Genomic DNA, 26606 nt, shown 5'->3' on the forward strand with positions numbered 1-26606 from the left:
GCCCGCAATCCGTCCAGCCAAGGCAGCCAGACCGACCCCGCCGCGCGGACTCGCTTGGGCCGCCGCCCGCGTCCCGTGAAGGCCCGGGCCCCGTCGGTCAGGCCGGCGCGGGTGAGAATCCGTCCGGACAGGCCGGATCGGCCCGGCCGGCGCGCCGGTCGGCCACGTAGTCGAGGGTGCTGGCCACGACACGCTCGGAATAGGGCTTGGCGATCACCCCGATCGCCCCGGCGAAATCCTCCGGAATCCGCTTCGCGTTGGCGGTCATGAACACCACCGTCGTGCGCCGGTCGGCCGACAGGGCCCGGGCGACCTCGATGCCGGTCGGGCCGTCGACCAAGTGGATGTCCACGAGGGCGACATCCGGCGTCGTCGACCGGCCTAGGGCGATGGCCTCCGCCGCAGTGCCGGCGACGCCCACCATGACGTGACCGAGATCTTCCAGAAGGCTCTCGAGTTCGAGCGCGATGAGCGCCTCATCCTCGACCACGAGGATGCGGAGGGCGGTTTCCGTACCGGCGTTCCCGATCCCCATGTCCACTCCGGACCCCGTGTCGACGCCGGACGCCATGCCCGCTTTGGATCCAACGTCCGAGCCCTTCGTCGGCCCGACCGGCGCCGAGCTTGAAGGGTCAGAACCCGATTCTCAAGGCAACGGCCTGAGCGGGATGTCGATCGTCACGGTCGTGCCCGGCCCGGCATCCGCCCACACGATCGTCCCACGCATCTGACGGACCACCATCTCGACCAGGTTGCGTCCGAAGCCCGCGGGATTGACCGGGGTCGCCGCGAGGCCGACGCCGTCGTCCCGGATGATCAGGTGCATGCCATCGTCGGTCCGCCGGGCGGCGATCGAGACGCGCCCCTCCCGCTCACCCGGGAAGGCGTGCTGCAGGGCGTTGGCGGTCAGTTCGTGGATGAGCAGGGCCAGCGGGGCCGCCATCGCGGCGGCCACCGCGATCGGCTCGACATCGGCCTCGATCCGGCGCCGGTCGGGGTCGAGACCGGCGTTCATGTCCGCCAGGAACTCGGCGGCGAACTCGCCGAGGTTGAAATGCGTGCAGTCGCCTTCGGAGTAGAGCATCCGATGCGCCGTCGACAGCGCGCCGATGCGCTCCGCCATGCTCTGCAGCGCGTCACGCGCCTCGCCCTCGGGGGTCCGGCGCGCCTTGAGCAGCATCAGCGAGGAGATCACCTGCAGGTTGTTCTTTACCCGGTGATCGACCTCGTGGAGCAGAGCGGTCTTCTGCTCCAGCGCGGCGGACAGGTCCTGCGTCCGGGCGTCGACGAGGCGCTCCAGCTCGTCGTTGGTCCCCCGCATGGAGACTTCGAGCTGGTGGATATGGGTCATGTCCGCCTGGGCGGCGTAGAAGAACGCCAGACCGTCCGAATCGCGCACCGGCGTGATGGTCATCGCGTTCCAGAAGGGCGTGCCATCCTTCCGATAGTTCAGCAATTCCACCGAGATCGGCTCGGCCGCCCGGACGGCGCCGCGGATCCGCTCGACCGTCGCCTGATCCGTGGCGGGCCCCTGCAGCATGCGGCAATTGCGTCCGACGATCTCTTCGGTGCTGTAGCCCGTCACCTTCAGGAACGCCTCGTTGGCCCAGGCGATCGGGTTGTCGGGCGCGCGCGCGTCGGTGATGACCATCGGCGAAAGGCTGTTCGCGAAAGCCTCGACCAATGCCACGGGTGGCGGGCTCGGCTCGGATCGGACACTCAACGCATTCGTCCATCTACGGAAGGCGATTTGCGCCGCCTCGGCGGCACCGTCGCCGCGCCGCGATCCGCCCGCGGCGGACCCGGCGTTAAGCGAGGATCGATCAAAATTGGGGCAAAAAGCATCACAATCCAGCGGAAAGCCGCGCGGCGTAAGGCTGCCACGATTTCGCGGGATCAAGGCCACGAAGGCTCAGGAGTTCCATGCCATGGGCAACCCGCCACAGGCTGTGCACCGCTTCCGCCTCCGCGATATCGTGGAGGACCGGCGGATCGTGCTGATGCTCGCCCTCGGGTTCTCCTCGGGCCTGCCGCTGCTCCTGGTCCTCGGGACCTTCACGCTGCGGCTGGCCTTCTCGGACATCGACGTGCGCGCCATCGGGCTGTTCAGCTACGTGGCGCTGCCCTACTCGCTGAAATTCCTCTGGGCTCCGGCCATCGACCGCCTGAACGTGCCGGTCCTGAGCGCCCGGCTCGGTCGCCGCCGGGCCTGGATGGTGACTACGCAGGCCGCGGTCGCCCTGTGCCTCGTCCTGATGGCGTTCTCCGATCCCAAGTCCCATCTGGCGCTCCTGGGCCTCGGGGCGTTCCTTGTGGCGTTCTGCGCGGCCAGCCAGGACGTTGTGATCGACGGCTGGCGGATCGATGCGGCCGGCAGCGATTTCCAGGGCATCCTGGCGGCGACCTCCAACCTCGGCTACCGCCTGGGCCTGATCTCCGCGGGCGCCGGCGCGCTCTTCATCGCCTCGGCGGGCGGGTGGACGCTGGCCTACCTGATCATGGCCGCGCTGATGCTGGTCGGGATGATCGCCGCGCTGCTGGCCCCGGCCTTCGACAGGCCGCGGACGGTCCAGACGGAGAGCCCCGGCCGCTCGCGGTTCTGGTCGATGCGCCGCGCCGTGCTCGAACCCCTGACCGAGCTGCATGGACGCTTCGGCAGCGCGATATGGGGCATCCTGCTGCTCGTGGCCCTGTACCGCCTGCCCGACTTCCTGTCGGGGGTGATGGCGAGCCCGCTCTACCGGACCCTCGGCTTCGACCTGACGCAGATCGCCACCGTCACCAAGCTTTACGGCATCTGGGTCGGCATCGCGGGCGGCTTCGCCGGAGGCTGGGCCCTGGCGCGGCTCGGGCTGTTTCCGACGCTGCTGCTCGGCGCCTTCCTGGCCGCATCCTCGCACCTCGCCTTCGCGTGGCTGTCCGCCGGGCCGCCGGAGATCTGGCGCCTGACGGTGGCCATCTCGGTCGAGAACTTCTGCGGCTCCTTCGCGGGGATCGTGCTGATCGCCTACATGTCGAGCCTGACCAGCATCGCCTACGCGGCCACGCAATATGCGCTGTTCTCCTCCCTCTACGCGCTGCCGGGCAAGCTCGTCGCGGGCTCATCCGGCTTCGTGGTCGCGGCGATCGGATACCCGGCCTTCTTCGTGATGACCTCGCTGGTGGGTCTCCCGGTGCTCGCGCTCTGCCTCGCCGTCGGGCGCCGGAGCGGCCAGCCCGCGGTCGCGGCGCCGTCGCGCGAGGCCGGCGAGGCGGGGAACCGCATCCCGGGGCACGAGCTTCCTTCCACGGCGCGAGCCCCCGGGGCCGCGTGAGCGGGACAGAACCAGGGATCATCGGATGAGCACGAGCGACCTCACCCGCGCCGACGAGACGCTGCCGGCGACCAGTCCGGAGACGGTCCTGAGCGACGCCGATCTGGCCGCCCTGCGACGGGCCGTCCAGGTCCTCGAGCGGCCGAGCCTCGCGGCGCGCCTCTCCGCGGCGGCCGGCGCCCCCCTCGATCTCATCGGCCGCTCGCTGCCGGCGCCGGTCACCGAGGCGGTCGGCCGCAGCACGGAGGCCGCCATGCGGGGCGCGATGCGCGTCGCCCTGGCGACGCTGCCGCGCACGGACGTGGCTCCGGTCGAGGGCGACGGGCTCGGGCCGGCGAAGGCCGAGGGCCGGCTCGCCCGCCTGCTCGGCTCCGGCGACACCAAGCACAAGGCCCTTGCGGCGCTCTCGGGCGCGGTCGGGGGCGCCTTCGGCCTCGCGACGCTGGCGGTCGAGCTCCCGGTCTCCACGACGCTGATGCTGCGCTCGATCGCCGAGATCGCCCGGGAGGAGGGTGAGGATCTGGAGACGCCCGAAGGGGCGCTGGCTTGCGTCCAGGTCTTCGCCCTCGGTGGCCGTGCCACTGCGGCGGAGACCGGGTCCGTCCTGACCGAGAGCGGCTACTTCGCGGTCCGTGCCGCCCTGGCCAAGACGCTGGCGGAGGCGGCGCGCTACGCCGGCAGCAAGACGCTCCTCGACCAGTCCGCTCCGGCGCTCATCCGTTTCACCGCGCAGATCGCGGCGCGCTTCGGCGTCGTCGTCTCGCAGAAGGTCGCCGCGCAGGCCGTGCCGATCCTCGGCGCCTTCGGGGGGGCGGCGGTCAACACCGCCTTCATGAACCATTTTCAGGGCACCGCCCGGGCCCACTTCACCGTGCGGCGCCTCGAACGGACCTACGGCGCCGCGGCGGTGCGGGCCGCCTACGAGGTCGAGAAGGCGGCCCTCGGGATCGCGTGATCGACCGGCTCGGAACCCGCGAGGACCGCGACCGACCCCACGGCGCGGATGCAGGGAGGTACTCCTGATCGGAAACGGCGAGATGGTGGCCCGCTTGGCGCTGGCGGCCCTCTTCGGCAGCGTGATCGGGCTCGAGCGCGAGCGCCTGCTCTGGGCGGCGGGCCTGCGGACGCACATGCTGGTCTGCGTCGGCTCGTGCCTGATCATGCTGGTCTCGGCCTACGGCTTCGCCGACGTGCTCGGCACGGACCACGTGGTGCTCGACCCCTCGCGGATCGCCGCTCAGGTGGTCTCCGGCATCGGCTTCCTGGGTGCGGGCACGATCCTGCTGCGCGGCGAGGTGGTGAAGGGCCTCACCACGGCGGCGAGCCTCTGGGGCGTGGCGGCGATCGGGCTCGCGATCGGGAGCGGGCTCTACGTGCCGGCGCTCGCCACGACGGCGCTCATCATCGGCATCCTGGCCGGGGTGAAGCCGTTCGAGGAGCGGTGGCGCGCGCGGATGCAGGCCCGGACCCTGCAACTCACGGTGCGCCGGGACGCGCTGTCGATCGACACCCTGCAGGCCGCCATCGGCGGGCACGCCTCGCGGGTCCGGACCTTCACGGTCCGCCCGAGCGCGGATCCGGACCTCGACGAGGTCACCGTCACCTTCGTGCGCCTCTCGCAGGCGAGCGTCACGGCGATCGCCGCCAAGCTTCGGGCGCAGCCCGACATCGTCGCGGTGGAGGAGGTCGACGATTGAGCGGCGGTCGGCTCAAGCCGCCCCGCGACCCTCGCCGTCGAGGAACAGGCGGTAGGCCGGGTTCTCGGTCTCGTCCGTGACCGGGTAGCCGAGCGCCTCGATGACGGCGTCGAACCGGGCGCGCTCGCCCGGGGGCACCGCGATGCCGGCGAGCACGCGGCCGTAATCGGCACCGTGGTTGCGGTAGTGGAACAGCGTGATGTCGAAGTCCGGGCCGAGGGCGTCGAGGAACTTCATCAGCGCACCGGGCCGCTCCGGGAACTGGAAGCGGAACAGCCGTTCGTGCGCCACCCCGACGGCCCGGCCGCCGACCATGTAGCGGACATGGACCTTGGCCATCTCGTTGTCGCTCATGTCGAGGACACGGTAGCCGGCCTCGCGCAGGGCGCCGATCAGCGCCTGCTTCTCGCGCTTGCCGTCGGTGAGGTTGATGCCGACGAAGATCTGCGCCTCGGCGCCGGGCGCATGGCGGTAGTTGAACTCGGTGATGGCCCGCGGCCCGAGGGCGTTGATGAAGGCCCGGTAGGCGCCGGGGCGCTCCGGGATCGTCACGCCGATCAGGACCTCCCGCTGCTCGCCGATCTCCGCCCGCTCGGCGATATGGCGCAGGCGGTCGAAGTTCAGGTTCGCCCCCGACGAGATCGCGACGAGCGTCCCGTCGCCGCCCTCGCGCTCGGCATAGAGCTTGGCACCCGCAAGGCTCAGGGCGCCGGAGGGTTCCGACACGGCCCGCGTGTCGTCGAAGATGTCCTTGACGGCGGCGCACATGGCGTCGGTGTCGACGGTGATGACCTCGTCGAGGTGTTCGCGGCAGAGCCGGAAGGTCTCCTCGCCGGCCTGACGCACGGCGACGCCGTCGGCGAACAGGCCGACCGACGGCAGGCTCACCCGGGTCCCGGCGGCCAGCGCCGCGGCCATGCAGGCGGCGTCCTCGGGCTCAACGCCGATCACCTTGGTGCCGGGCCGCAGGTACTTCACGAAGGTGGCGATGCCGGCGGCCAGCCCGCCGCCGCCCACCGGCACGAAGATCGCCTCGATCGGCCCGGTATGCTGCTCCAGGATCTCCTTGCCGATCGTCCCCTGGCCGGCGATCACGTCCGGGTCGTCGAAGGGATGCAGGAAGGTCAGGCCCTGCTCGGCCTCGAGGGCCTTCGCCTGGGCGAGCGCCTCGTCGAAGGCGTCGCCGTGCAGGATGACCTCCGCGCCGCGCGCCCGGCAGGCATCGACCTTGATGGACGGGGTGGTGCGCGGCATCACGATCACCGCCCGGGCGCCGAGCCTGGCGGCGGCCAGCGCGACGCCCTGCGCGTGGTTGCCCGCCGAGGCGCAGACCACGCCGCGGGCGATCTGTTCGGCGCTGAGGCCCGACATCTTGTTGTAGGCGCCGCGCAATTTGAACGAGAAGACCGGCTGCAGATCCTCACGCTTCAGCAGCACGGGGCGGCCGAGTCGCTGCGTCATCCGCGGCATCGGATCGAGGGGGCTCTCGATCGCCACGTCGTAGACGCGGGCGGTGAGGATCTTGCGGATGTAGTCGGTCATCTGTTCGGGACGTGGGCGCGGGGCGTAGGGACCCGGGAGATAGCCGCTCGCGCCGCGAGATGCGAGCGGCGATGGGCGTGTGACGAGGCGGGCGCCGCGCGGCATTCCGGTCGGCAGAATGAGGCGGCGACAGAGCGATCGGCTACGGAAGGATCGTCTCGGAAGCGCCGGCCCTGGCTCGAGAGCAGGGCAGGATTGCGCGGGCCCCGCGGGCCGCTTAAATTCATCCGCGTCCGCGGATCCTTTTTGGCCATTTATGGCAGACCATACGCTCACGGTACCGGAAGCGGCCTTCGTCACCGGACACAGCGTCCGTGGCGTGAACGACGAGATCGACTCGGGGATCGTGGCATCGCGCGGACGGCCGACGCGCAGGATCGGCAGGACGGACCTGCTATATCTCGCCGCCATACGCGACCTGCGCACGCATCTCGGACGCGTGCTCCGCCAGCGCCTGCGCGATACCATTGCGGCCGCTCACGCCGCGAAGCAGCGGACGGCGCGGATCGGCCATCTGACGATCGGGCTGGATGCCGTCGAGGCCGACATAGCCGACAGGCTGCGGATGCTCGACCGCCTTCGTGGCGAGGCCATCGAGGAGCGTTTGGACATCCTCGGGGGCGAACCCGTCCTGAGGGGCACGCGCATCCCGGCGCGCCACGTGGCCGAGATGGCTCGGCAAGGTGCGTCGACCGCTGAATTGGGCCAGGAATTCGACCTCTCGCCCCAACAGGTGGAAGCCGCGATCCTGTACGATCAGGTCAGCCCGCGTTCGGGACGGCCGCCCCGGAAGGCGCGTCGCGTTGTACCTGCTCCTCGATGAATGCTGCCCGAAATCGCTCCTCGCCGTCGCGGAAGCGCGCGGGCATACCGCACAGCGCACCCTTGAGATTGCCGGTCTGGGCCGACAGGCGAGCGATGACGCGATCTTCGCCTTCGCCTGTCAGGTCGGCGGAATCATCGTGACGGTGAACGCCGGCGATTTTCTCCGGCTCGCCAAGCGCGTTCCCGAGCATCCCGGCTTGATCCTGTTGCCGTCGGTGCCGCCGACGGCGACCGCAAGTCTTTTTCGCCGAGCCGTTCTGGCTGCCGACGAAGCGCTTCGCGCACCGGGCAGCGTCATTCGGATCGATCCAGCAGGCCGGATCCGTCATGCCGGATCGCGCTGAGCGCCGACCGTTCGTCAGCCAAGCCGCTCGACCAACGCCGCAGCCCACACGAGCAGCGCTGCCATCTGCGCCATGAACGTGCCCGCGGAGGCGAGGTCCTTCACGGTGCCGATCATCGGGTTGTGGTCCGGATGGACGTGGTCGCAGAGCTTCTCGACGGCGGTGTTCAGGAACTCGGCGGCCAGCATCAGCAGCAGGCTCACCATCAGGGCGATCCGCACCCACAGGGTCGCGCCCAGGATGAGGGCGACCGGCACGCCGAGGATCAGGAGCGCCAGCTCCTGCCGCACGGCCCGCTCGGTGCGCGCCCCGTGGCGCAGGCCGCGCCAGGAATTGAGGAAGGCGAGGACCAGGGCGTTCACCGGGCCGCCTCCGGCACGGACCGGCTGATCCACTTGGCGAGCAGCGGGCCGGTGAGCAGCACCACGAACAGGCGCAGCGTCTGGACCGCCAGCACGAAGGAGACGTCCGCTTTCGAGCCGACCGCGATGATCGCCACCGAGTCGAGGCCGCCGGGACTGGTCGCGAGGACCGCCGTCAGGAGGTCGATCGGCAGCAGCAGGGTCAGGCCCCAGCCCCAGGCGGCGCAGAGCCCGATCACCGAGAAGGTCGCCACCAGGATGCCGGGGAGCGCCGTGACCGTCATGCGCAGGGTCTCGCGGGTGAAACGCAGGCCCACGTAGACCCCGATGCAGGCATAGGCGAGTTCGAGGAGCGGCACCGGCAGCGCCATGCGCACGAGCCCGGTGGCGTGGAGCAGGCTGCCGAGCACCATCGGTCCGATCTGCGCACCGGCCGGCACCCGCAGTGCCAGGGCCGCGCCGGCGCCGACGACGGCGACCGCCAGCGTCGCCAGCAGCGCGAACGGGCCGCTCACCTCTCCGGCGCCCGCCGCGGCGCCCGGAACCGGCGCCTCCATGAGGAATCGCGCGGCGAGGGACGCCGAGAACACGACGGCGGCGACGCGCACGTACTGCATGAATGCGACGAGGCGCGGATCCGCACCGAAATCCTCCGCCATGGCGACCATCGCGGAGGCCCCCCCGGGGGAGGAGCCCCAGGCCGCGGTGGTCCCGGGGAGCACCCGGAGCCGGGTCAGGATCCAGCCGACGAGGCCGCTCACCGCCACGGTGACCATCACCACCGCCACGATGAGCGGTCCGTCCTCAAGCAGCGTCTGGGCGATCTGCCCGGTGACGGCGTGCGCCACCAGGCAGCCGATCGCCGCCTGCGAGGCCTGGAAGGCGGCGCGCGGGACGCGGAGGCGCGAGCCGCCGACCCCGAAGGCGATGGCGGCGATCATCGGCCCGAGCAGCAGCGCGGCCGGAAACTGCGCGCGGGTCAGTCCGTACGAGACGACTGCGGACGCGGCGATGAGGGCGGCCCAGAGGCCGAGGATGCGGGGAGGGGGCAAGGCGACCGGGAGAGCGGGTGCCCGCGGGAACCGCCGGGCGACAGTCGCGCGCTACACTGCAATATTGGCTCTGTCACGGCAGAGTTTCGGCACGGTGGACCCGCGCGCCAGTCAGGGCTTGCGGATCGGCGCCCCTCAGCCTCGCCTGCCTCGCTGCGCGGCTCGGTTCGGCCGGACCGGCCGCACCCGGGCGATGCCGGTACGCGCATGTCCGGTTCAACAAGGCTTGAGCGCGGTCCATCAGCCGCCGCCCAGCGGGACGCGGGAGCTCGGCCGGTAGGCCGTGGAGCGGGCGCGCCGGCGATTCGGAGCGGTCCCGCGAAGGCTGGAACAGGGTCCATGGCCGTGCTGAACGCGGCGCGTATTTCCGCTCCTGCACGGGAGCGGGGATACGCCGTGTTTGTCTCGGCCGGGGACGCCAATCGTCCAGACCGTTCCAACTCGCTCGGTACCGGCTCTAGACCGGCGCATACGCGTCCCGGCAGGCCGCCGTGCCCGGCGGGGCATGCGCCCGGAAGAAGGCGGCGAGCTTCGCCAGCCCGTTCGCCCGGGGATCGCTCGCCCGCCAGACCAGCGCGATGGTCCGGCCCGGGCCATCGACGTCGAAGGCCCGGGTCACGATGAGACCGCTGGGATCGGGGCCGGAGGGCACGGCGAGGGCCGGGAGCAGGGTGTAGCCGGCCCCCGCCGCCACCATCGAGCGCAGCGTCTCCAGGCTCGTGGCGTGGCGCCCGACCGAGGCGCCCGCGCCGCAGGCGGCGATGGCCTGGTCGCGCAGGCAGTTGCCCTCGTCGAGGAGCAGGAGGTCCGGCCCGGCGATCTCGGTCGCCGACAGCGCGCCGCCGCGGGCCAGGACATGCTCGGCCGGGCAGGCGAGCCAGAAGGGTTCGATGAAGAGCGGCGACACGGTGAGCCCGAACTGCGGCACCGGCAGCGAAACCAGCGCCGCATCGATGCGCCCGTCGCGCAGGCCCTGCACGATCTCGGCGGTCCGGGTTTCCGACAGGGAGAGCGTCAGAAGGGGGTATTCCTCGCGCAGCGGCCGCAGCACCAGCGGGAAGAAGTAGGGGCCCAGCGTCTGGATCGCCGCCAGGACCAGGCGCCCGGCGAGCGGCGAGCCGCGCCCCTCGCTGGCGAGCGCCAGCAGGCGGTGCGCCTCGGCCAGAACGACCCGGGCCTGCCGCACGATCGCCTGGCCCGCCTCGGTGAGCAGCACCCGGCGTTTGGAGCGCTCGAACAAGGTCAGGCCGAGGGCGGTCTCCAGCTTGCGGGTCTGCACGCTCAGCGTCGGCTGGCTGACGTTGCAGCGTTCGGCGGCCCGCCCGAAATGGCCCTCGTCGGCGATCGCGACGACGTATTCGAGGTCGCGCAGCGACAGCCCGGCGAGATTCATAGGCCCCGTCTATCACATCCTTTGCGACGATGCATTTGCTTAAGGGGCATGCCGGGGTCATAACCCTTCACCAGAACGGTTCCAGGTCGGCCTCCTTGTCCCACCCGGCGCTTTCGCAGAACGGAGAGACGATACGCATGAGCGATCAACGCCCGATCCTGACCACACGCCAGGGCCATCCGGTCCGCGACAACCAGAGCACCCGCACGGTCGGTGAGCGGGGGCCGGCGACGCTCGAGAACTATCAGTTCATCGAGAAGATCACCCACTTCGACCGGGAGCGGATCCCGGAGCGCGTCGTCCACGCCCGCGGCGCCGGGGCGCACGGCTGGTTCGAGGCCTACGGCAGGATCGGCGACGAGCCGGCTTCCAAGTACACCCGCGCCCGGGTGCTGAACGAGACCGGGGTCAAGACCCCGATGTTCGTCCGTTTCTCCACCGTGGCCGGCGCCAAGGAGAGCCCGGAGACCGAGCGCGACCCGCGCGGCTTCGCGGTGAAGTTCAAGACCGTCGACGGCAACTGGGACCTCGTGGGCAACAACCTCAAGGTCTTCTTCATCCGCGACGCGATCAAGTTCCCCGACATGATCCACGCGTTCAAGCCCGATCCGGTGACCAACCGGCAGGAGGCGTGGCGCTTCTTCGACTTCGTGGCCCAGCACCCCGAGTCGATCCACATGGTGACGCACCTGAAGTCGCCCTGGGGCATCCCGGCGAACTATCGCGAGATGGAGGGTTCGGGCGTCAACACCTACAAGCTGGTCAACGACCAGGGCGAGGCGGTGCTCTGCAAGTTCCACTGGATTCCCAAGCAGGGCGTCCGGAACCTGACCTCGCAGCAGGCCTCGGAGATCCAGGGCAAGGACGTGGGCCACGCCACCCGCGACCTGTACGACAACATCAAGGCCGGAAACTTCCCCGAGTGGGAATTCGCCGTGCAGATCATGCCGGACGGCCCGAACGACCACCTGTCGTTCGACCCGCTGGACGACACGAAGCTGTGGCCGGTGGACCAGTTCCCGCTGCGGCCCTGTGGCCGCATGGTGCTGGACCGCGTGCCTGACAACTTCTTCGCCGAGGTCGAGCAGTCGGCCTTCGGGACCGGCGTGCTGGTCGACGGGATCGACTTCTCGGACGACAAGATGCTCCAGGGCCGGACGCTGTCCTACTCGGATACGCAGCGCTACCGCGTCGGCGCCAATTACCTGCAGTTGCCGATCAACGCGCCGCAGCCCGGCGTGAAGGTCTACTCGAACCAGCGGGACGGCCAGATGACCTACGGGGTCGACGGGACCGGGCCGAACAAGCACATCAACTACGAGCCCTCGACCCTGGCCGAGGGCCTGCAGGAGGCGCCTAAGCCCGCCAAGGACTACCACCAGCCGGTCCAGGGCAATCTCGGCCGCTACCAGACCTCGCGCACCGAGGACGACTACACGCAGGCCGGCGTCCGGTACCGCTCGTTCCAGGATTGGGAGCGCGAGGATTTGATCGCCAACCTCGTGGCCGACATGAAGCAGTGTCCGGAGCCGATCCAGCTGCGGATGGTCTGGCATTTCTGGCATGCGGACGAGGATTACGGCCGCCGCGTCGCCGAGGGCGCCGGGATCGATCTGGAGAAGGCCAAGGCCCTGCCGCCGCTGCCGGGCCGGGCGGCCCCGGGCAAGCGACTCCATTCCGAGACCTACACGGATGGTTCGCAGGCCCACCGGGTCGCCGCGGAGTAGGCTACTCCCCACGCAGGGACCGGACCGTATCGACGACAGGCCCCGCGGGTGGAAACCCGCGGGGCCTTTTCGTTTCAGTATGCCCGAACGGGGCCGCCGGCTTCCGGCAAAATGCGCCAAGCGTGCTCAGGGACAGTGCCGCCGGACGTGGCCTTTGCCGACATAGGTCTGCGTAGTCGGATCGTAGGTCTTGAACCGTCGCGCGCAGGCCGCGACGACGGTGGATCGTTCGACGGCGCCTCCGTCGGTCTCGACCACAACCTCGGCCGGCGGAACGGGGATCGGCGGTGCGTAGATCTCGTCGCCATACCAGGGATCGCCATACCAGGGATCGCCGAACAGGCTTCCGAGGCCGAGCCCAAGCCAGAGGCCGCCGAGCCCGTAGGCGTAGTTGTAGCCGTAGCCCCAGCGGTGGCCATGCCAAGGGCGACCGAAACCGGGAGGCCCGACGGCGAGACCGGGACGGCGAGCGCTCCCACCGGTGACGCCACCCGGCCGGACCGGCCCCAGCGGCCTCCCCCAGGCACCGACGCGCCCGCCCGGGCCACCGTGGAAGCCGCCCCCGAACCCCCGGGCCTCCGCGTCCGGAACTGTCAGAGCGAGGGCGAGCAGCGCGGCTGACGCCAGCCGGAGCCTCGACCATTCGTTGCGTGCCATATCCTCGACCCGACGCCAGCGCCGGTCCCGACTGACGGCGGGCACGGCGCAATACTCCGAGTAATCGTGCGCCGGTTTCCGGGCCGGTCAAGAGCGTTTCGGCAACATGCGGCTTCGCGCGGCTGCGGCCCTCCAGGCACCGGCGGCCGTGCGGCCCGCGCGGGGCACGGAGAATCGGCCCGGGCCTCCGGCTCCACCGGCGAAGCCGCTGCGGTCCGTCCCTCATCGAGGCGCATTGCCGCCTCGATTGCCGTCACCGTCTTTGCACCTGCGGCGGCGTGCCGGCGACCGCCCGGAAGCGCGCCGGTCGCAAAACTCGGTCTCGCCGGAGAGCTGCCCGGTGACCGCAGACTCGGGCCGTCGTCAGGAAGACCGGATCCGGATCGGCGTCCTCGGTCGCGTCAGGTTCGGCTCCGAGGGGCGGCCTCCGCCGCATCGACCTTGCAGTCGCGGCCGGCGGCCTGCCCGATCAGGATGGCGGTCAGCGCGATGCCGACGAACAGCGCGCCGGCCAAACCCCAGCCCCCCGTCGCCTCGTGGGCGAGGCCGAAGACCAGCGGACCCAGGCAGGCTCCGGTGTAGCCGATGCCCTGCGCCATGGCCGAGAGCCCGGCGGCACTCGCCGCATCGGCCGCGCGGAGCACGATGAGCGTCAGGCCGAGCCCGAAGCAGCCGCCGACCCCGAAGCCGAGCGCACAGGCTGCCGGGACGCGCAGCCAATCCGCCCCGAAGGCGACGACCAGGAAGGCGGCGGCGGTCAGCCCCGGGATCGCGACGATCCAGGCCCGCTGGTCGCGGGCGCGGGCAGCCAGCATGGCGATCAGCAAGGCGCCGGGCGCCTGAACCAAGGTCGTGAGCGAGGCGTAGAGGCCCGCATCCAGCGGCGTGAGACCGCGCCCCTGCAGCAGCAGCGGCAGCCAGCCGAACAGGATGTAGGCGAGCGACGATTGCAGCCCCATGAACCCGGTGACCCACCAGGCCAGCGGATTGCGGAGCAGCCGCCCGGCGGAGGGGGCCGCCGTCGTCACGGTCCTGCGGGCGAACGGGATCCACACGAAGGCCGCGGTGAGCGCCGGCAGGGCCCAGATCGCCAGGGCCGTGGGCCAGCCGCCCCCGAGCGCGTGCTCCACCGGGACGGCCGCGCCGGCGCCGGCGGCTGCCCCCAGGCACAGGGTCATGGTGTAGAGCCCGGTCATCAGGCCGCCGCGTCCGGAAAAGTCGCGCTTGACCAGGGCCGGGAGGAGGACGTTGTCGAGTCCGATCCCGATGGCGGCCAGCGCCGTCCCGGCAAAGAGCGGGACGAGACCGCCCAGGCCGCGCAGCGCCAGGCCGGCCGCCAGGATCGTGGAGCCGGCGAGGACCGCGAGATCGGGCCCGATCCGCCGGATCAGCGGCGCGGCCAGCGCGCAGGCGATCCCGAGGCACAGGACCGGCAGGGTCGTGAGGATCGCGGCCCCGCCCGCCCCGAGGCCGGTCGAATCCCGGATGGTCGCCAGCAGGGGCCCGACCGTGCTGAGCGCCGGGCGCAGGTTGAACGCGACCAGCATCAGCGCGAGACCGAGCAGCATCCGGCTCGGGACGGTGCGGTCCGGGTTCACCCGTGCCGCCGGGCGATCGCGACGCCGCCGAGGCATGCGGCGAGCATCAGCGCGAAGGCCGCGTCGCCGAGCTGGCCGTAGAGCGTGCCGCCGACGAGGCGCGCGGGCAGGTCGGCGTCGAGCCAGGTCTCCTGGTCGAGGGCGGTCCGGGCGACGATGCGGCCGTGCGGGTCGATCACCGCGGAGATCCCGGTATTGGCGTCGCGGACCAGGGGCAGCCCCTCCTCGACGGCGCGCAGGCGGGCCTGGGCCAGATGCTGGCGCGGGCCGGGGGTGTCGCCGAACCAGGCGTCGTTGGTGACGTTCAGGATCAGCCCGGCCGGCCGCGGGACCGAGACGGCGGCCGCCGGCAGGATCGCGTGCGGGAAGATCGCCTCGTAGCAGATCGTCGCCGCCACCGGAGGCAGACCCGGCACCGTCAGGATCCGCTGCGTCGCCAGCGTCCCGGCCGAGAAGCCGCCCGGGATCGCCACGAACTGGCGCAGGCCCAGGGCCCGCAGGGCGGCGTCGAGGGGCGCCGGCAGGTATTCGCCGAACGGGACGAGGTGGACCTTGTCGTAGCTGTCGGAGATCGTGCCGTCCGGCCCGATCACCATCACGGCGTTGAAGTAGCGCAGGCGCTCCCCGGGCAGGGGCTCCTCGGCGCGGGCCGCTCCGGTGATGAGGTGCTGCCCGGGCTTCAGGCCGGCCGCCACCTTGGACAGGGCGTCGGGGTCCCGCTGGATCAGGAACGGGAAGGCGGATTCCGGCCAGACGATATGGGTCGGCTCGGGCTCCCCGGCCGCCACCGGACGCTGGCTCAGCTCGATGTAACGGTCGACGATGTCGGCCCGGTTCTCGGGCCGGAACTTGGCGTCCTGCGGCAGGTTCGGCTGGACGAGGCGCAGCCGCACGCCCGGGACCACCGGATCGGGCGGTCCGAGGCGGGCGGCGCCGTACAGGGCCATGCCCACGAGCAGGAGGCCGGCGGCCACGCTCGGCCCGAGGCGGCTGCCGGAATGGCCTCCCGCGGCGAGCGTCGCCGGAGCGGCGCAGATCAGCACGGCCAGGACGGTGAGTCCGTAGAGGCCGACGATCGCGCCGCCCTGCATCAGCCAGAGGTTCTGGGCGAGCGCCATCCCGAGGGTGTCCCAGGGGAAGCCCGTGAACAGGTGCCCGCGCAGCCACTCCGCGGCGCCGAGCCCCAAGGCCAGGGCGGCGATCCGTGCCGGCCCGCGGCTCCAGAGCGCGCCGGCGACGCCGAAGCCCGCCCCGTAGAACAGACCCAGCGCGAAGGGCAGGCCGACGACGCCCAGGGGCAGGGCCCAGAGAAACTCGTCGGCCTCCACCAGGAAGGCCTGCCCGAGCCACCAGAGGCCGGCGGTGAGATAGCCGAAGCCCCAGGCCCAGCCGATCAGGAAGCCGAGCCAGGCCCGCCGCATCGGGGGCCGATCCGCGACGGCCCCGTCCTGAAGCCAGACCGCCACGGTCAGGGACACGGCCAGAGCGGGCAGCAGCCCGTAGGGCGGCATCGCCAGAGCGCCGAGCGCCCCGGCGAGCCACGCCAGTCCGAGCCGTCGCCAGCCGGTCTGGCGCATGATCGCCCGGACGGCGCGCGGCGCGGGCGCGCGATCCCGGCGCGCGTCGCCCGACGGGTGGCTCATGGGCGCGTCCGATACCGCGGACGACCGGGCGTGGGCGCCTGATGGGAACGTCACACCGGCCCCGTCACGGGTGCGGTGTCTCGGCGACCGGTGGGCTTGAGGGCGGGGGCAGGGCCAGCGGCACCACGTTGCCGATCCGCGCCGCGCCCTTGTGGAAGCGCAGCCGCTTCAGCCGCCGCGGATCGGCGTCGAGCACTTCGAATTCCAGGTTGCCCGGACCGGCGATCAATTCGCCCCGCGAGGGCACGCGGCCGGCCAGCGTCACGATCATCCCGCCCAGGGTGTCGATCTCCTCGGCCATCTCGCCCACCGCGGCAACCAGGTCGACGCCGGTCGCCTCGGAGACCTCGGCGAGGGGCGTGCGCGCATCGGCCACGAAGACCTCGCCCTCGCCGTCGACGCGCTGGACGTGCTTGTCCTCGGTGACGTCGTGCTCGTCCTCGATATCGCCGACCACCACCTCGATGAGATCCTCGATGGAGATCAGCCCGTCGGTGCCGCCATACTCGTCGATCACCAGGGCCATGTGGGTCCGCGTCGCCTGCATCCGCACGAGCAGGTCGATCGCCGGCATGGAGGGCGGGACGAAGAGCACCGGGCGCTGGATGCGCGTGGCCGCCAGGGTGGTGGTCAGGTCGACCTTGCCGAGGTCCAGCCCGCGGGGCAGGCGCGTCGCCGGGCGGCGCACCCGCGCGGGGACGACTGTGTCGGCTGCCCCGTCGATGGCCGGTTCGGCGGCCTTTACGGGCGCGGGCGCGCTGCGCCGGGCCGGCTCGGCCTTGGCGGCGATGTGATCCACGAGATCGCGGATGTGGACCATGCCGCGGGGATCGTCGAGCGTCTCGCCGTAGACCGGCAGGCGCGAATGGCCCGCGGTGCGGAACAGCTTGAGCAGGTCGCCGAGGCTGGTCTCGTTGGACACGGCGACGATGTCGGCCCGGGGGACCATCACGTCGTCGACGCGCACCTTGTGCAGGCCGAGGACATTCTTGAGCATGACGCGCTCGAGCGGGGTGAGGCCGCTCTCGCCGGCATCCGGCTCTGCGAGCGCCTCCTCCAGACCTTCGCGCAGGGAATCGCGCGGCTTGAGGTGGAGCGCCTGGAGGAGGCGGTCGTACCAGGGCTCCCGATTCTGGGACTCACCCTCGTTGGAACTGGGCGCGGCCAGGGCCGCGCCGCGACTTCGATCGTTGCTCATGTCTCTCGGGTCTGGGGTCGATCGGGCGTCGCGCGCTCAGGCGTAGGGATCTGGAATGCCGAGTGTCGCGAGAGCCGCGACCTCGAGGGCTTCCATGGCGTCGGCCTCGGTCTCGCCGATCTCGTGGTCCTGACCGAGACAATGCAGGATGCCATGGACGAGGAGGTGCGCGAGGTGATTCTGGAGCGGCTTCGACTGCTCCGCACTCTCGCGCACCAAGGTCTCGTAAGCAAGGACCACGTCGCCGAGCGGCGTCGCGACATTCGCATGGCGCGGCTGCGGGGCGGCCGGGAAGGACAAGACGTTCGTGGGCTTGTCCTTGCCGCGCCAGGTCCGGTTGAGGGCGTGGACGGCGGCGTCGTCCGTCAGCAGGACGCTGACCTCGACGGGGCCGTCCGGCATCTCGGGGGCGACGGCGAGGCCGGCCTCGACGGCCCGCGCGACGCGCGCTTCGAGATCCGGGATCGCCGTTTCCCAGCGCGCGTCCTCGACGGCGAGGTCGATCTCGTGCGGCATGCTCAAGCCAGCGGCCGGCGCCGGGGATTCGGATTGCGGTCGGCCTCGCTGTCGCCGTGGGCGGCGTGCTCGTAGGCGGTGACGATCCGGCGCACGAGGTCGTGGCGCACCACGTCGACATCCTTGAACCGGACGTGGCCGATCCCCTCGACCCCGTCCAGCACCTTCACGGCCTCGACGAGACCGGATTTCTGTCCCGGCGGCAGGTCGATCTGGCTCGGATCGCCCGTGATGATCATGCGCGAGCCCTCGCCCAGGCGGGTGAGGAACATCTTCATCTGCATGGAGGTCGTGTTCTGCGCCTCGTCGAGGAGCACTACGGCGTTGGTCAGGGTCCGCCCGCGCATGAAGGCCAGGGGCGCGATCTCGATCGTGCCGGTCTGCAGGCCGCGGTCGACGTGGCGCGCCTCCATGAAATCGTAGAGCGCGTCGTAGATCGGGCGCAGGTACGGATCGACCTTGTCGCGCATGTCGCCCGGCAGGAAGCCCAGGCGCTCCCCGGCCTCGACGGCCGGGCGCGACAGGATCAGCCGCTCGGCATGGCCCTGTTCCAGAAGCGACACGGCGTGGCCGACGGCGAGCCAGGTCTTGCCGGTCCCGGCCGGACCCTCGGCGAAGACCAGCTCGTTGGTGCGCAGGAGCTTGATGTAGGCGTCCTGTGCCGGGTTGCGGGCCCGCACGGCACCGCGGCGGCGCGTGGCGATCTGCTCGAAATGGGGCTTGTCGGCCTCGGCGGTGATCGCCTCCGCCGGGAACAGGGTCGCCTGGGCCGAGGCCTCGCGGATGGCGCCGTCCACGTCGCCCAGCGTCAACGTGCTGCCGCCGGTATGGACCCGGGCGTAGAGCTTCTGAAACACCCGCCGCGCCTTCTCGGCCGCATCGGGCGGCCCCTTGATGACGAGGTGGTTGCCCAGTGCGGTGGCGGTGACGTCCAGCCGCCGCTCGATATGGGCGACGTTCTGATCGTACTGGCCGAAGACGAGGCTGGCGAGGCGGTTGTCGTCGAAGGTCAGCGGCACCTCGACCGCCGCGTCCGATCCGGTCGGCCGCACCGGTCCGCGACCCTTCAGGGCGCCGCGCGCGCCCACCCCGTCCGATGCGCTCAAGCCGTCATCCTCGTCATCCTCTCACGCCGCCGCGGCCTCCGACACGAGCTGCCCGAACAGGCTGTTGGTGCCCGCCCGCTGGATCCGCACGGAGACCACGGAACCGATATGGTGTGGTGCGGCGTCGAACTGGACGGCGAGCAGGTGCGGCGTCTTGCCCGCCACCTGACCCGGATGCCGCCCGGGCTTCTCGACGAGCACGTCGAAGACCCGGCCCTCGGCTGCCCGCTGATAGGCGTAGCGCTGGCTGTCGAGGAGCGCCTGGAGCTCGGCGAGCCGGGCCGCCATCACGGTTTCCGGCACGGGGTCCGCACGGTCCGCCGCCGGGGTGCCGGGTCGGGGGCTGTACTTGAACGAGAAGGCGCTCTGGAAGCCGATCTCGCGCACGAGCCGCAGGGTGTCGGCGAAATCCGCGTCGGTCTCACCGGGGAATCCTACGATGAAATCGGAGGAGAGGGCGATGTCCGGCCGCGCCCGGCGGACGCGCTCGATCAGGCGCCGGTACTGGTCGCCGGTGTGCTTCCGGTTCATGGCACCCAGGATGCGGTCCGAGCCCGACTGCACCGGCAGATGCAGGTACGGCATCAGCGCCGGGATCTCGGCATGGGCCCGGATCAGCGCGTCGTCGAAGTCGTTCGGGTGGCTGGTCGTGTAGCGGATCCGCGCGATCCCGGGGATCCGCGCCACGAGGCGCACCAGCTCCGCGAGGCCGACCGGCGCGCCGTCGTCGCCCGCCCCGTGATAGGCGTTGACGTTCTGGCCGATGAGCGTGATCTCGCGCACCCCCGCGTCGGCGAGCGCCTGAGCTTCGGCCAGCACGGCGGCCACGGGCCGCGAGACCTCGGCCCCGCGGGTATACGGCACGACGCAGAAGGCGCAGAACTTGTCGCACCCCTCCTGCACGGTGAGGAAGGCGGCGGACCCGGGCGTCCGCCGCCGGGGCAGATGGTCGAACTTGTCCTCGACCGGGAATTCGGTGTCGACGACGCGCCGCTCGCGGGACCGGGCGAGGAGGTCGGGCAGGCGGTGATAGCTCTGCGGGCCGACGACCACGTCGACCGCGGGCTGGCGGGCCTGGATCTCTGCGCCCTCGGCCTGGGCGACGCAGCCCGCCACGACGATCCGCGTATCGAGCCCCTGCGCCTGCCGCGCGCCCTTGAGGACGCGTAGGCGGCCGAGTTCGGAATAGACCTTCTCGGCGGCCTTCTCGCGGATGTGGCAGGTGTTGAGGACGACGATGTCGGCGTCCTCGGGCGAATCGGTGGCCGCGTAGCCCTCGGCGCCCAGGACGTCGGCCATCCGGGCCGCGTCGTAGGCGTTCATCTGGCAGCCGTAGGATTTGACGAAGGCCTTCTTCAACACACGCCGTCCCGAACCCGCCCGCTCGAACTCGCCTCCGCCCCGGGGGGCAGGCGGCCCGGTCGCTGTAGCACGGATCGCGCGGTCCGTCGCGGCGCCCGCCAGCCCGGCACCGCCGGTGCGAACGTGATGGCCGCCGGGGCGGGGGCCGGAACCGACCTCCGCCCCGGCGGGCTGCTCCGATGCGGCCGCGGCCGCCGGCTCTCAGTGGGCGGCCGGTGCGGCCGCGGGGACGTCGATGATCATCTGGTGGAAGAACGGCACGTAGGCCTGCAGCATGACGAACAGCCCGACCAGGCAGGCGAGCGCGATCGAGTGCCAGAAGACGAAGCGCAGGATCTTGCCTTCCTGGCCGAAATAGCCGGTGGCCGTCGAGGCGACGACGATCGACTGGGCGTCGATCATCTTGCCCATCACGCCGCCCGACGAGTTCGCCGCCGCCATCAGCACGCCCGGAAGGCCGAGCTGCTCCGAGGTGATCCGCTGCAGGCCGCCGAACAGCACGTTCGAGGCCGTGTCCGACCCGGTCAACGCGACCCCGAGCCAGCCGAGCAGCGTCCCGAAGAACGGGTAGAGGATGCCGGTCCCCGCGAAGGCGAGGCCGAGCGTGGCGTCGACGCCCGCGTAGCGGGTGAGCACGCCCAGCGCGAGCATCGCCGCGATGGTCACGAGCGAGTAGCGCAGCGCCCAGATCGTCTCGAAGTAGGCCGTCACGAGGCGCACCGGCGAGAAGCGCATGATCAGGCCCGAGATGATCGCGGCGATCAGCACGCCCGTCCCGGTGAACGACATGTAGGTGAACAGGAAGACCGCGCCCTCGGGCGCCGGCTTCGGCACCACCGGCGGCACCTTCATGATCACGTTGTGCAGGCCCGGCACCTCGTACTTCCAGGTGAAGAGCGGGTTGACGATGCCCTTGAACCAGCCGGTCCCCCAGATCGCCACGATCACCGACAGGACGATCCACGGCAGCCAGGCCATCAGAATCTCGCCCTGCGAGGCCGTGCGCGCACCGGTGTGGACCGGGGGGGCGCCGGGGATGCCGGCGCCGAGCGCCACCGGCCGCGGACCCGCTACGGCCAGCGACGGATCGTGCCCGCGCAGGGCCGGGGAGGTCCAGATCTCGCTGGGCTGCCAGACCTTCAGGAACAGGACGAGGGCCAGCATCGACGCGAGCGAGGCGCCGATATCGACGATCCACGGGTTGACGTAGTTCGAGATCAGGAACTGCGCCACCGCGAAGGAGGCACCGCAGACCAGGATCGGCGGCCACACCCGGATCATCCCGCGGAAGCCCGCGAACACCCAGATCAGCCAGAACGGCACGATCAGCGAGAACAGCGGCAGCTGCCGGCCGATCATGGCGCCCAGGATCTCGGGCGGGTAGCCGGTCACCGAGGCGAGGCCCTGGATCGGTGCGCCGAGGGCCCCGAAGGCCACGGGCGCGGTGTTGGCGATCAGCGACAGGCCGGACGCCGCCAGCGGCGAGAAGCCGAGGCCGATCAGGATCGCGCCCGTGACGGCCACCGGCGTGCCGAACCCGCCGGCGCCCTCGAAGAACGCGCCGAACGCGAAGGCGACCAGCAGCAGCTGCAGGCGCCGGTCGGACGTGATGCCGGCCACCGATTGCTGAAGGATGGCGAACCAGCCCTTCTCCACCGTGAGCCGGTAGAGGAAGATGACGTTGAGGATGATCCAGCCGATCGGGAAGAAGCCCGTTACCATGCCGAGGATCGCCGCCCGGGTGGCGAGACCCGTCGGCATGCCGAAGCCCACGATGGCGACCAGCATGGCGAGGCCGAGGGCGATGACGGCCGCGATATGGGCCTTCACGCGCCCGCTGGCGATCATGGCGAGCAGTGCGATGACCGGCACTGAGGCGGCGATCGTCGAGAGCCAGGGGCTCCCGAACGGATCGTAAACCTGATTCCAGGTTTGCAACGGACGTCCTCCACAAGTCCCGCCTGATACGGGTTGTGGCCTAGCTAGCAGAGAGATTCGGCCCGCTCAATGCATTGCATCATGTATTCCAGGCCTCATTTCTGCGGTTGATCTTGTGTCGGGGGCGCGCCAACGGGACCCCGGAGGGCGGCCCGGCGAACCTGCCGGCCGGACGCGTCGGACTTGCGGGTCAGACGGTCGCGATCTCGGGGCCGTGCAGGCCGAGATCGGCCGCCTCGGGTCGCGCATCGGCCGCGGGCCGGTTCGCCCCGCGGCCGGCGCGGATGTCGCGCAGGGCCCTGCGCACCTCGGCCTCCGCGGCGGCCGTCGCGACCTTGCGGTCTGTGGTCGCCTCGAAGGCGATCGGCGTCCCCCAGGCCACGTGAACGTCGATCGGTCCGCCCTGAACGAAGCCCGCGAGGTGCGGGGCCAGGTCCATGTCGCCGTACCAGGCGATCTCGGCGCGCTCGGCGCGCGTGACCGGCAGGCCGTTGCGCCGGGGATAGGCGATCGCCAGCGGCTGCAGACGCACCCGGCCTCGCCCGGCCTCGGCCTGCAGGGCGGCGCGGGCGGCGCCGACCAGGGAGGAGCGGAACGGCAGGAGGCGCGTGCCGTCGCCGGTGGTGCCCTCGGCGAACAGCACCACGAGCTCGCCCTCGGCGAGGCGATGGCCCATGGCGGTGCTGACCGTGGCGGTGGCCCGGCGCCGCTGCCGGTCGATGTAGATCGTGCGCTGCAGCCCCGCGAGCAGACTGATCACCGGCCAGCCGGCGATCTCGGACTTCGCCACGAAGGAGAGCGGGCACAGCGAGCCGATCGCCACGATGTCGAGCCAGGACACGTGGTTGGCGAGGACCAGGGCGCCCTCGCCGGGCCCGGGCGGCGTCCCGCTCTGCGTCACCCGCACCGCGAACAGGCGCAGGAACACGCGGTGGAACAGGACCGGCGCGCGACCCGCAGGGAGCCCGCGGAGCCGCAGGGCGAGCCATTGCGGCGGCCCGAGGACCGCGAAGGCGAGGGCCAGGGCCGCGACGCGCCAGGCGATGCCGAAGCGGCTCACGGCGCTAGAGGTCGGCGCTCATCGTCAGCGCGGTCGCCCGGCTGCCGTCGGCCTTGAGGTAGTAGCCGGTGCGCGCGCCCACCTGCCGGAAGCCGTGACGCGCGTAGAGCCGAAGGGCCGGGGCATTGCCCTCGTCGACCTCCAGATGCACCCGGGCGACGCCGGCGAACGCCAGGTTCGACAGGTGCTCGCGGAGCAGATTCCGGCTGTGGCCGCCGCCGCGGAGGGTCGGGGACAGGACGACCGTCAGGATCTCGGCCTCGTCGGCGGCCCGCCGCGAGAGCACGAAGCCCTGGAGCGCGCCGGCCCGCCACAATCCGTGGGCCTGCGTCGAGCGCTCGCACAGCAGCCGCTCGAATTCATGCGTCTCCCAGGGCCGCGCAAAGGCGGTGGCGTGCAGGCGCGCGAGGGCCGGGGCCTGCGACGCGTCGGTCAGCGGCGCCACGTAGGGGGCGGGGGTCAGCGCCTCCCACCAGGCGACCCACCAGTCGAACGGCCAGAAGGGGATCGGTCGCGTCATCGCCGGGCGATCCGCGCATGGTCCTGCGGCCGCGCATCGGGGCCGCGCAGGTAGAGGGGCCGCGGCAGCGCCTGCTCCGGATCGGCCAGCAGCCCGAGGGACGCGACGGACGCGATGTCCGGTCCGGTCACGCCGGTGACGCGGGCGCTCACGCCGCGCTCGGCCAGCGCGGCCGCCAGCGCGGGCGCCCCCGAGCCGGCGAGCAGCATGGGACCGCTCCCCGCCAAGCGTTCGGCCGCCTCCTCGATGGGGAGATGAGCCGGCGGGATGCCGTCGCCGCCCGGGTTGAGTGCGTGGACATAGATCGCGCCGTGCCGTGCATCGATCGCCGCGGCGATCGAGCCTTCGACGGTCTCGGCGAGGAGGGGTGCCAGCAGCGCCGAAAGGGTGCCGACGCCGACCACGGGCGTGCCGGTGCAGAGCCCGATGGCCCGGGCGGCCGACAGGCCGACGCGCAGTCCCGTGTAGCTGCCCGGCCCAACGGTGACGGCGACGCGATCGAGCGCCGCGAAGCCGCCCTCGACCCGGGCCATGACCCGCTCGATCAGCGGCAGCAGGGATTCGGCATGCCCGCGCGCCATCGGGAGCGCCTCGGCGGAGAGCGGCGCCTCGGACCCTTCCGCCATGACGCAGGCGGCGCAGGTGTCCAGCGCTGTGTCGATGGCAAGGATACGCACGCCCACTCCCGTTGCCGGTCAGGACCGGCCATCGCCTCCCTGCATCCTCGGAGGACGCGAAGAGTCTCGACCGATAGAGCAAAAGAGCCGCTCCGTCAGTGCCGCAGGCGCGCCGACGCGACCATCGATCGGGAAGTGTTGCCGGCTTGCGCCGATTCGCAAGCGCGGCTTGCGGCGAGGCTCAGGCGGCGCGGACCGCGTTGCGAAAGCGGCGGACCGCGTCGGCGCGTTGATCCCACCGGCGCGGCCTCTCAGCCGGTCTCACGGGCGGCACGGGGCCGACGGGCCGTGCCGCCCTTCATCGAACCGATCCGGAATGCCGGCGGTCGGGAACCGTCAGATCGCCTGGACTTCGCGGATCTCGGGCAGGAAGTGCTTGAACAGGTTCTGCACGCCGTGCCGGAGGGTGGCGGTGGAGGACGGGCAGCCCGAGCACGCGCCCTTCATCTCCAGATAGACCACCCCTTCCTTGTATCCGCGGAAGGTGATGTCGCCGCCGTCGCCCGCGACGGCGGGACGGACGCGTGTCTCGAGCAGATCCTTGATCGTCACCACCGTATCGTGGTCGGCCTCGTCGTAGAACTCGTCGCCGGGCTCGACCGCGTCGTGGTCGCCTTCGGCCATCACGGGCGCGCCGGACTGGAAATGCTCCATGATCGCGCCGAGGACGGCGGGCTTGACCTGCGGCCACTCGGACCCGTCCTCAGCTTTCGTGACCGAGATGAAGTCGTGCCCGAAGTAGACGCCGGCCACGCCCGGAACGGCGAACAGCGCCGAGGCCAGGGGCGAGCGGGCGGCCGCCTCGGCGTCCCGGGCCTCGAAGGTCGTCTCGGGGAGGACGACCCGTCCGGGCAGGAACTTCAGGGTCGCCGGGTTCGGCGTGGCTTCTGTCTGGATGAACATGTTGGGCAAACTCCGCTGCGCCGGTTCAAGGCCGGCCGGGACAGGCGCCCTGGAGCGCCGTATCCCATGTGGACCGCCCACCGGATTTTCTCAACCTGGGCGCCGCTTCGGCGGAGTGGACATTCGCCGGACGGCGCGACAGGACGGACGCGATCGCGATGCCAGAGGAGCCGGCGGTGGATGTGACGGGGGATCAGACTCTCGCGCAAGGGTTGCTGAATGACCTGCGCGAGACCCAGGCCAGGCTCGAAGCGGCGCGGGAGGAGGCCGCATCCCTGAAGGTGTTGCTCGCCCTGCGCACGCACCAGCACGACCAGGCTTGGCAGGCCGAGCGGCGCCTCGCGGCGGAACTGGATACCGTGCGGGCCGAGGCGTCTTCGCCACTCCCCGATCGCGACGCGGACGCCGTGGCGATGGCCGACGAGCGCACCGAGGCGGTCCGGATCGTATTGAGCGCCGTCCTGGCGAGCATCGGTGCCCGTGCCCTGGACCGGCGACGCTTTCAGGAACTCATCGCCAGAGCCGGCCGCGAGGCGCCGGATGCGGGTCCGGGAGCGGCACGGCACGCGGTGCTGCTCACCGAGGCGCGTCGCGTCCTGGGCATCTCCGAGTAGGGCGGAAGCACCGGCGGTCCGATGGGTCCGAGGCCCCCGCGGCGCGGTTAACTGGCTCTTAACCCTGTCCCCCGATCGTCCAGGGCGGGACGGACAGGAGATCGATGGCATGCAGATCAGCGAGCAGAATGTGCGCGAGTGCGCCTATTACATCTGGGAGAACGAGGGACGGATCCACGGACGGGCCGCCGCGCATTGGCTCCGCGCCGAGTCCGAGCTCCGCGCCAACGCCGCGCTGGTGGCCGGCGAGACCGTGAAGGCACCGGCTCCGAAATCGGCCGTGAAGGCCGTCTCCAAGGCTGCGGCTCAGAAGGCCCCGGTCGCCGCGGCCGCGGCCAAGCCGGCCGAGGTCGCCGCCAAGGTTGCCGCCAAGGGCGGTGCCAAGAGCGCTGCCAAGGTCCCCGCAAAGCCGGCCGCGCCGAAGACGGTGCGGGCCTCCAAGACCGCAGTGACCGCCGGTCTCGCCGCCAAGGCCGCCACGAAGCCGGCCCGGTCGCCCGCTTCGATGCACTGACCCGACGGCGCTCACGCGCCTCTGGAGGCTATCCAGAAGCCCGC

General features: G+C 71.5%; 26 protein-coding genes. 8 read left to right on the top strand and 18 right to left on the bottom strand.

Annotated features, from left to right (window positions below; all coding sequences use genetic code 11):
• Positions 1-97: 97 nt before the first annotated feature.
• Together MKL01_RS28675 and MKL01_RS28680 are read right to left on the bottom strand one after the other, a co-directional pair.
• Positions 98-535 (bottom strand): response regulator, encoded by a 438-nt coding sequence (locus tag MKL01_RS28675; RefSeq protein ID WP_243908583.1) that lies wholly within the window; start codon positions 533-535, stop codon positions 98-100.
• Between the two features lie 111 nt (positions 536-646).
• Positions 647-1723, bottom strand: a complete 1077-nt coding sequence (locus MKL01_RS28680) for a PAS domain-containing protein (RefSeq protein ID WP_279604943.1) — start codon at positions 1721-1723, stop codon at positions 647-649.
• Positions 1724-1928: 205 nt separating this feature from the next.
• On the opposite strand from MKL01_RS28680, the gene MKL01_RS28685 reads away from it, so the two are divergent.
• From MKL01_RS28685 to MKL01_RS28695, 3 genes are all read left to right on the top strand, one after another.
• Positions 1929-3314, top strand: a complete 1386-nt coding sequence (locus tag MKL01_RS28685) for an AmpG family muropeptide MFS transporter (protein ID WP_243908584.1) — start codon at positions 1929-1931, stop codon at positions 3312-3314.
• A gap of 25 nt (positions 3315-3339) precedes the next feature.
• On the top strand, positions 3340-4269 hold the full coding sequence (locus tag MKL01_RS28690) for an EcsC family protein (protein ID WP_243908585.1): 930 nt from the start codon (positions 3340-3342) through the stop codon (positions 4267-4269).
• Between the two features lie 82 nt (positions 4270-4351).
• Positions 4352-5011, top strand: coding sequence for an MgtC/SapB family protein (locus tag MKL01_RS28695; RefSeq protein WP_243908586.1), 660 nt, complete (start codon positions 4352-4354; stop codon positions 5009-5011).
• Positions 5012-5023: 12 nt separating this feature from the next.
• Here the strand turns inward: MKL01_RS28695 and ilvA are convergent, their stop codons facing one another.
• Positions 5024-6658, bottom strand: a complete 1635-nt coding sequence (gene ilvA / locus MKL01_RS28700) for a threonine ammonia-lyase, biosynthetic (RefSeq protein WP_279604944.1) — start codon at positions 6656-6658, stop codon at positions 5024-5026.
• Positions 6659-6809: 151 nt separating this feature from the next.
• Here ilvA and MKL01_RS28705 point away from each other — a divergent pair, with 151 nt between their 5' ends.
• Together MKL01_RS28705 and MKL01_RS28710 are read left to right on the top strand one after the other, a co-directional pair.
• On the top strand, positions 6810-7376 hold the full coding sequence (locus MKL01_RS28705; protein WP_243908588.1) for a DUF433 domain-containing protein: 567 nt from the start codon (positions 6810-6812) through the stop codon (positions 7374-7376).
• Positions 7357-7722 (top strand): DUF5615 family PIN-like protein, encoded by a 366-nt coding sequence (locus MKL01_RS28710; protein ID WP_243908589.1) that lies wholly within the window; start codon positions 7357-7359, stop codon positions 7720-7722. Before MKL01_RS28705 ends, MKL01_RS28710 begins: the two co-directional genes overlap by 20 nt.
• Positions 7723-7736: 14 nt before the next feature.
• Here the strand turns inward: MKL01_RS28710 and MKL01_RS28715 are convergent, their stop codons facing one another.
• The 3 genes from MKL01_RS28715 to MKL01_RS28725 form a co-directional block, all read right to left on the bottom strand.
• A complete protein-coding gene (locus MKL01_RS28715; RefSeq protein ID WP_243908590.1) occupies positions 7737-8084 on the bottom strand; it encodes a diacylglycerol kinase in 348 nt (115 codons plus the stop codon).
• Positions 8081-9136 carry an AbrB family transcriptional regulator gene (locus MKL01_RS28720; protein ID WP_243908591.1) on the bottom strand — a complete coding sequence of 352 codons (1056 nt, stop codon included), beginning with the start codon at positions 9134-9136 and terminating at the stop codon, positions 8081-8083. Before MKL01_RS28720 ends, MKL01_RS28715 begins: the two co-directional genes overlap by 4 nt.
• Before the next feature lie 457 nt (positions 9137-9593).
• Complete coding sequence (locus MKL01_RS28725; protein ID WP_243908592.1) at positions 9594-10529, bottom strand: LysR substrate-binding domain-containing protein; 936 nt, start codon at positions 10527-10529, stop codon at positions 9594-9596.
• A 137-nt stretch (positions 10530-10666) separates the two neighbouring features.
• On the opposite strand from MKL01_RS28725, the gene MKL01_RS28730 reads away from it, so the two are divergent.
• Entirely contained in the window at positions 10667-12256 is a 1590-nt protein-coding gene (locus MKL01_RS28730) for a catalase (protein ID WP_243908593.1), read from the top strand.
• Positions 12257-12382: 126 nt separating this feature from the next.
• Here MKL01_RS28730 and MKL01_RS28735 read toward each other — a convergent pair whose 3' ends face one another.
• The 12 genes from MKL01_RS28735 to MKL01_RS28790 form a co-directional block, all read right to left on the bottom strand.
• A complete protein-coding gene (locus tag MKL01_RS28735) occupies positions 12383-12958 on the bottom strand; it encodes a BA14K family protein (protein ID WP_243908594.1) in 576 nt (191 codons plus the stop codon).
• Between the two features lie 356 nt (positions 12959-13314).
• Positions 13315-14511 (bottom strand): MFS transporter, encoded by a 1197-nt coding sequence (locus tag MKL01_RS28740; protein ID WP_243908595.1) that lies wholly within the window; start codon positions 14509-14511, stop codon positions 13315-13317.
• Positions 14508-16154, bottom strand: a complete 1647-nt coding sequence (gene lnt / locus MKL01_RS28745) for an apolipoprotein N-acyltransferase (RefSeq protein WP_409566370.1) — start codon at positions 16152-16154, stop codon at positions 14508-14510. Before lnt ends, MKL01_RS28740 begins: the two co-directional genes overlap by 4 nt.
• Before the next feature lie 64 nt (positions 16155-16218).
• Positions 16219-17352 (bottom strand): hemolysin family protein, encoded by a 1134-nt coding sequence (locus tag MKL01_RS28750; RefSeq protein ID WP_243908596.1) that lies wholly within the window; start codon positions 17350-17352, stop codon positions 16219-16221.
• A 36-nt stretch (positions 17353-17388) separates the two neighbouring features.
• On the bottom strand, positions 17389-17868 hold the full coding sequence (gene ybeY, locus MKL01_RS28755) for an rRNA maturation RNase YbeY (protein ID WP_243908597.1): 480 nt from the start codon (positions 17866-17868) through the stop codon (positions 17389-17391).
• A 2-nt stretch (positions 17869-17870) separates the two neighbouring features.
• On the bottom strand, positions 17871-18974 hold the full coding sequence (locus MKL01_RS28760) for a PhoH family protein (RefSeq protein WP_409566371.1): 1104 nt from the start codon (positions 18972-18974) through the stop codon (positions 17871-17873).
• A 21-nt stretch (positions 18975-18995) separates the two neighbouring features.
• Positions 18996-20333, bottom strand: a complete 1338-nt coding sequence (gene miaB, locus MKL01_RS28765; RefSeq protein WP_243908598.1) for a tRNA (N6-isopentenyl adenosine(37)-C2)-methylthiotransferase MiaB — start codon at positions 20331-20333, stop codon at positions 18996-18998.
• 204 nt (positions 20334-20537) lie between these two features.
• Entirely contained in the window at positions 20538-22274 is a 1737-nt protein-coding gene (locus MKL01_RS28770) for an L-lactate permease (RefSeq protein ID WP_243908599.1), read from the bottom strand.
• Between the two features lie 190 nt (positions 22275-22464).
• Positions 22465-23334, bottom strand: a complete 870-nt coding sequence (locus MKL01_RS28775; protein WP_243908600.1) for a lysophospholipid acyltransferase family protein — start codon at positions 23332-23334, stop codon at positions 22465-22467.
• A gap of 4 nt (positions 23335-23338) precedes the next feature.
• A complete protein-coding gene (locus MKL01_RS28780; protein ID WP_243908601.1) occupies positions 23339-23854 on the bottom strand; it encodes a GNAT family N-acetyltransferase in 516 nt (171 codons plus the stop codon).
• A complete protein-coding gene (tsaB, locus tag MKL01_RS28785; RefSeq protein ID WP_243908602.1) occupies positions 23851-24531 on the bottom strand; it encodes a tRNA (adenosine(37)-N6)-threonylcarbamoyltransferase complex dimerization subunit type 1 TsaB in 681 nt (226 codons plus the stop codon). Before tsaB ends, MKL01_RS28780 begins: the two co-directional genes overlap by 4 nt.
• A 336-nt stretch (positions 24532-24867) precedes the next feature.
• Positions 24868-25434 (bottom strand): NifU family protein, encoded by a 567-nt coding sequence (locus tag MKL01_RS28790; protein ID WP_243908603.1) that lies wholly within the window; start codon positions 25432-25434, stop codon positions 24868-24870.
• 68 nt (positions 25435-25502) lie between these two features.
• Here MKL01_RS28790 and MKL01_RS28795 point away from each other — a divergent pair, with 68 nt between their 5' ends.
• Complete coding sequence (locus tag MKL01_RS28795) at positions 25503-26048, top strand: atp-dependent helicase (RefSeq protein ID WP_313901497.1); 546 nt, start codon at positions 25503-25505, stop codon at positions 26046-26048.
• 109 nt (positions 26049-26157) lie between these two features.
• Entirely contained in the window at positions 26158-26562 is a 405-nt protein-coding gene (locus tag MKL01_RS28800) for a DUF2934 domain-containing protein (RefSeq protein ID WP_243908604.1), read from the top strand.
• The last annotated feature ends 44 nt before the right edge of the window (positions 26563-26606 follow it).

Origin of the sequence: Methylobacterium sp. J-070 (assembly GCF_022829385.1) — a bacterium.
Classification (GTDB): Bacteria; Pseudomonadota; Alphaproteobacteria; order Rhizobiales; family Beijerinckiaceae; genus Methylobacterium.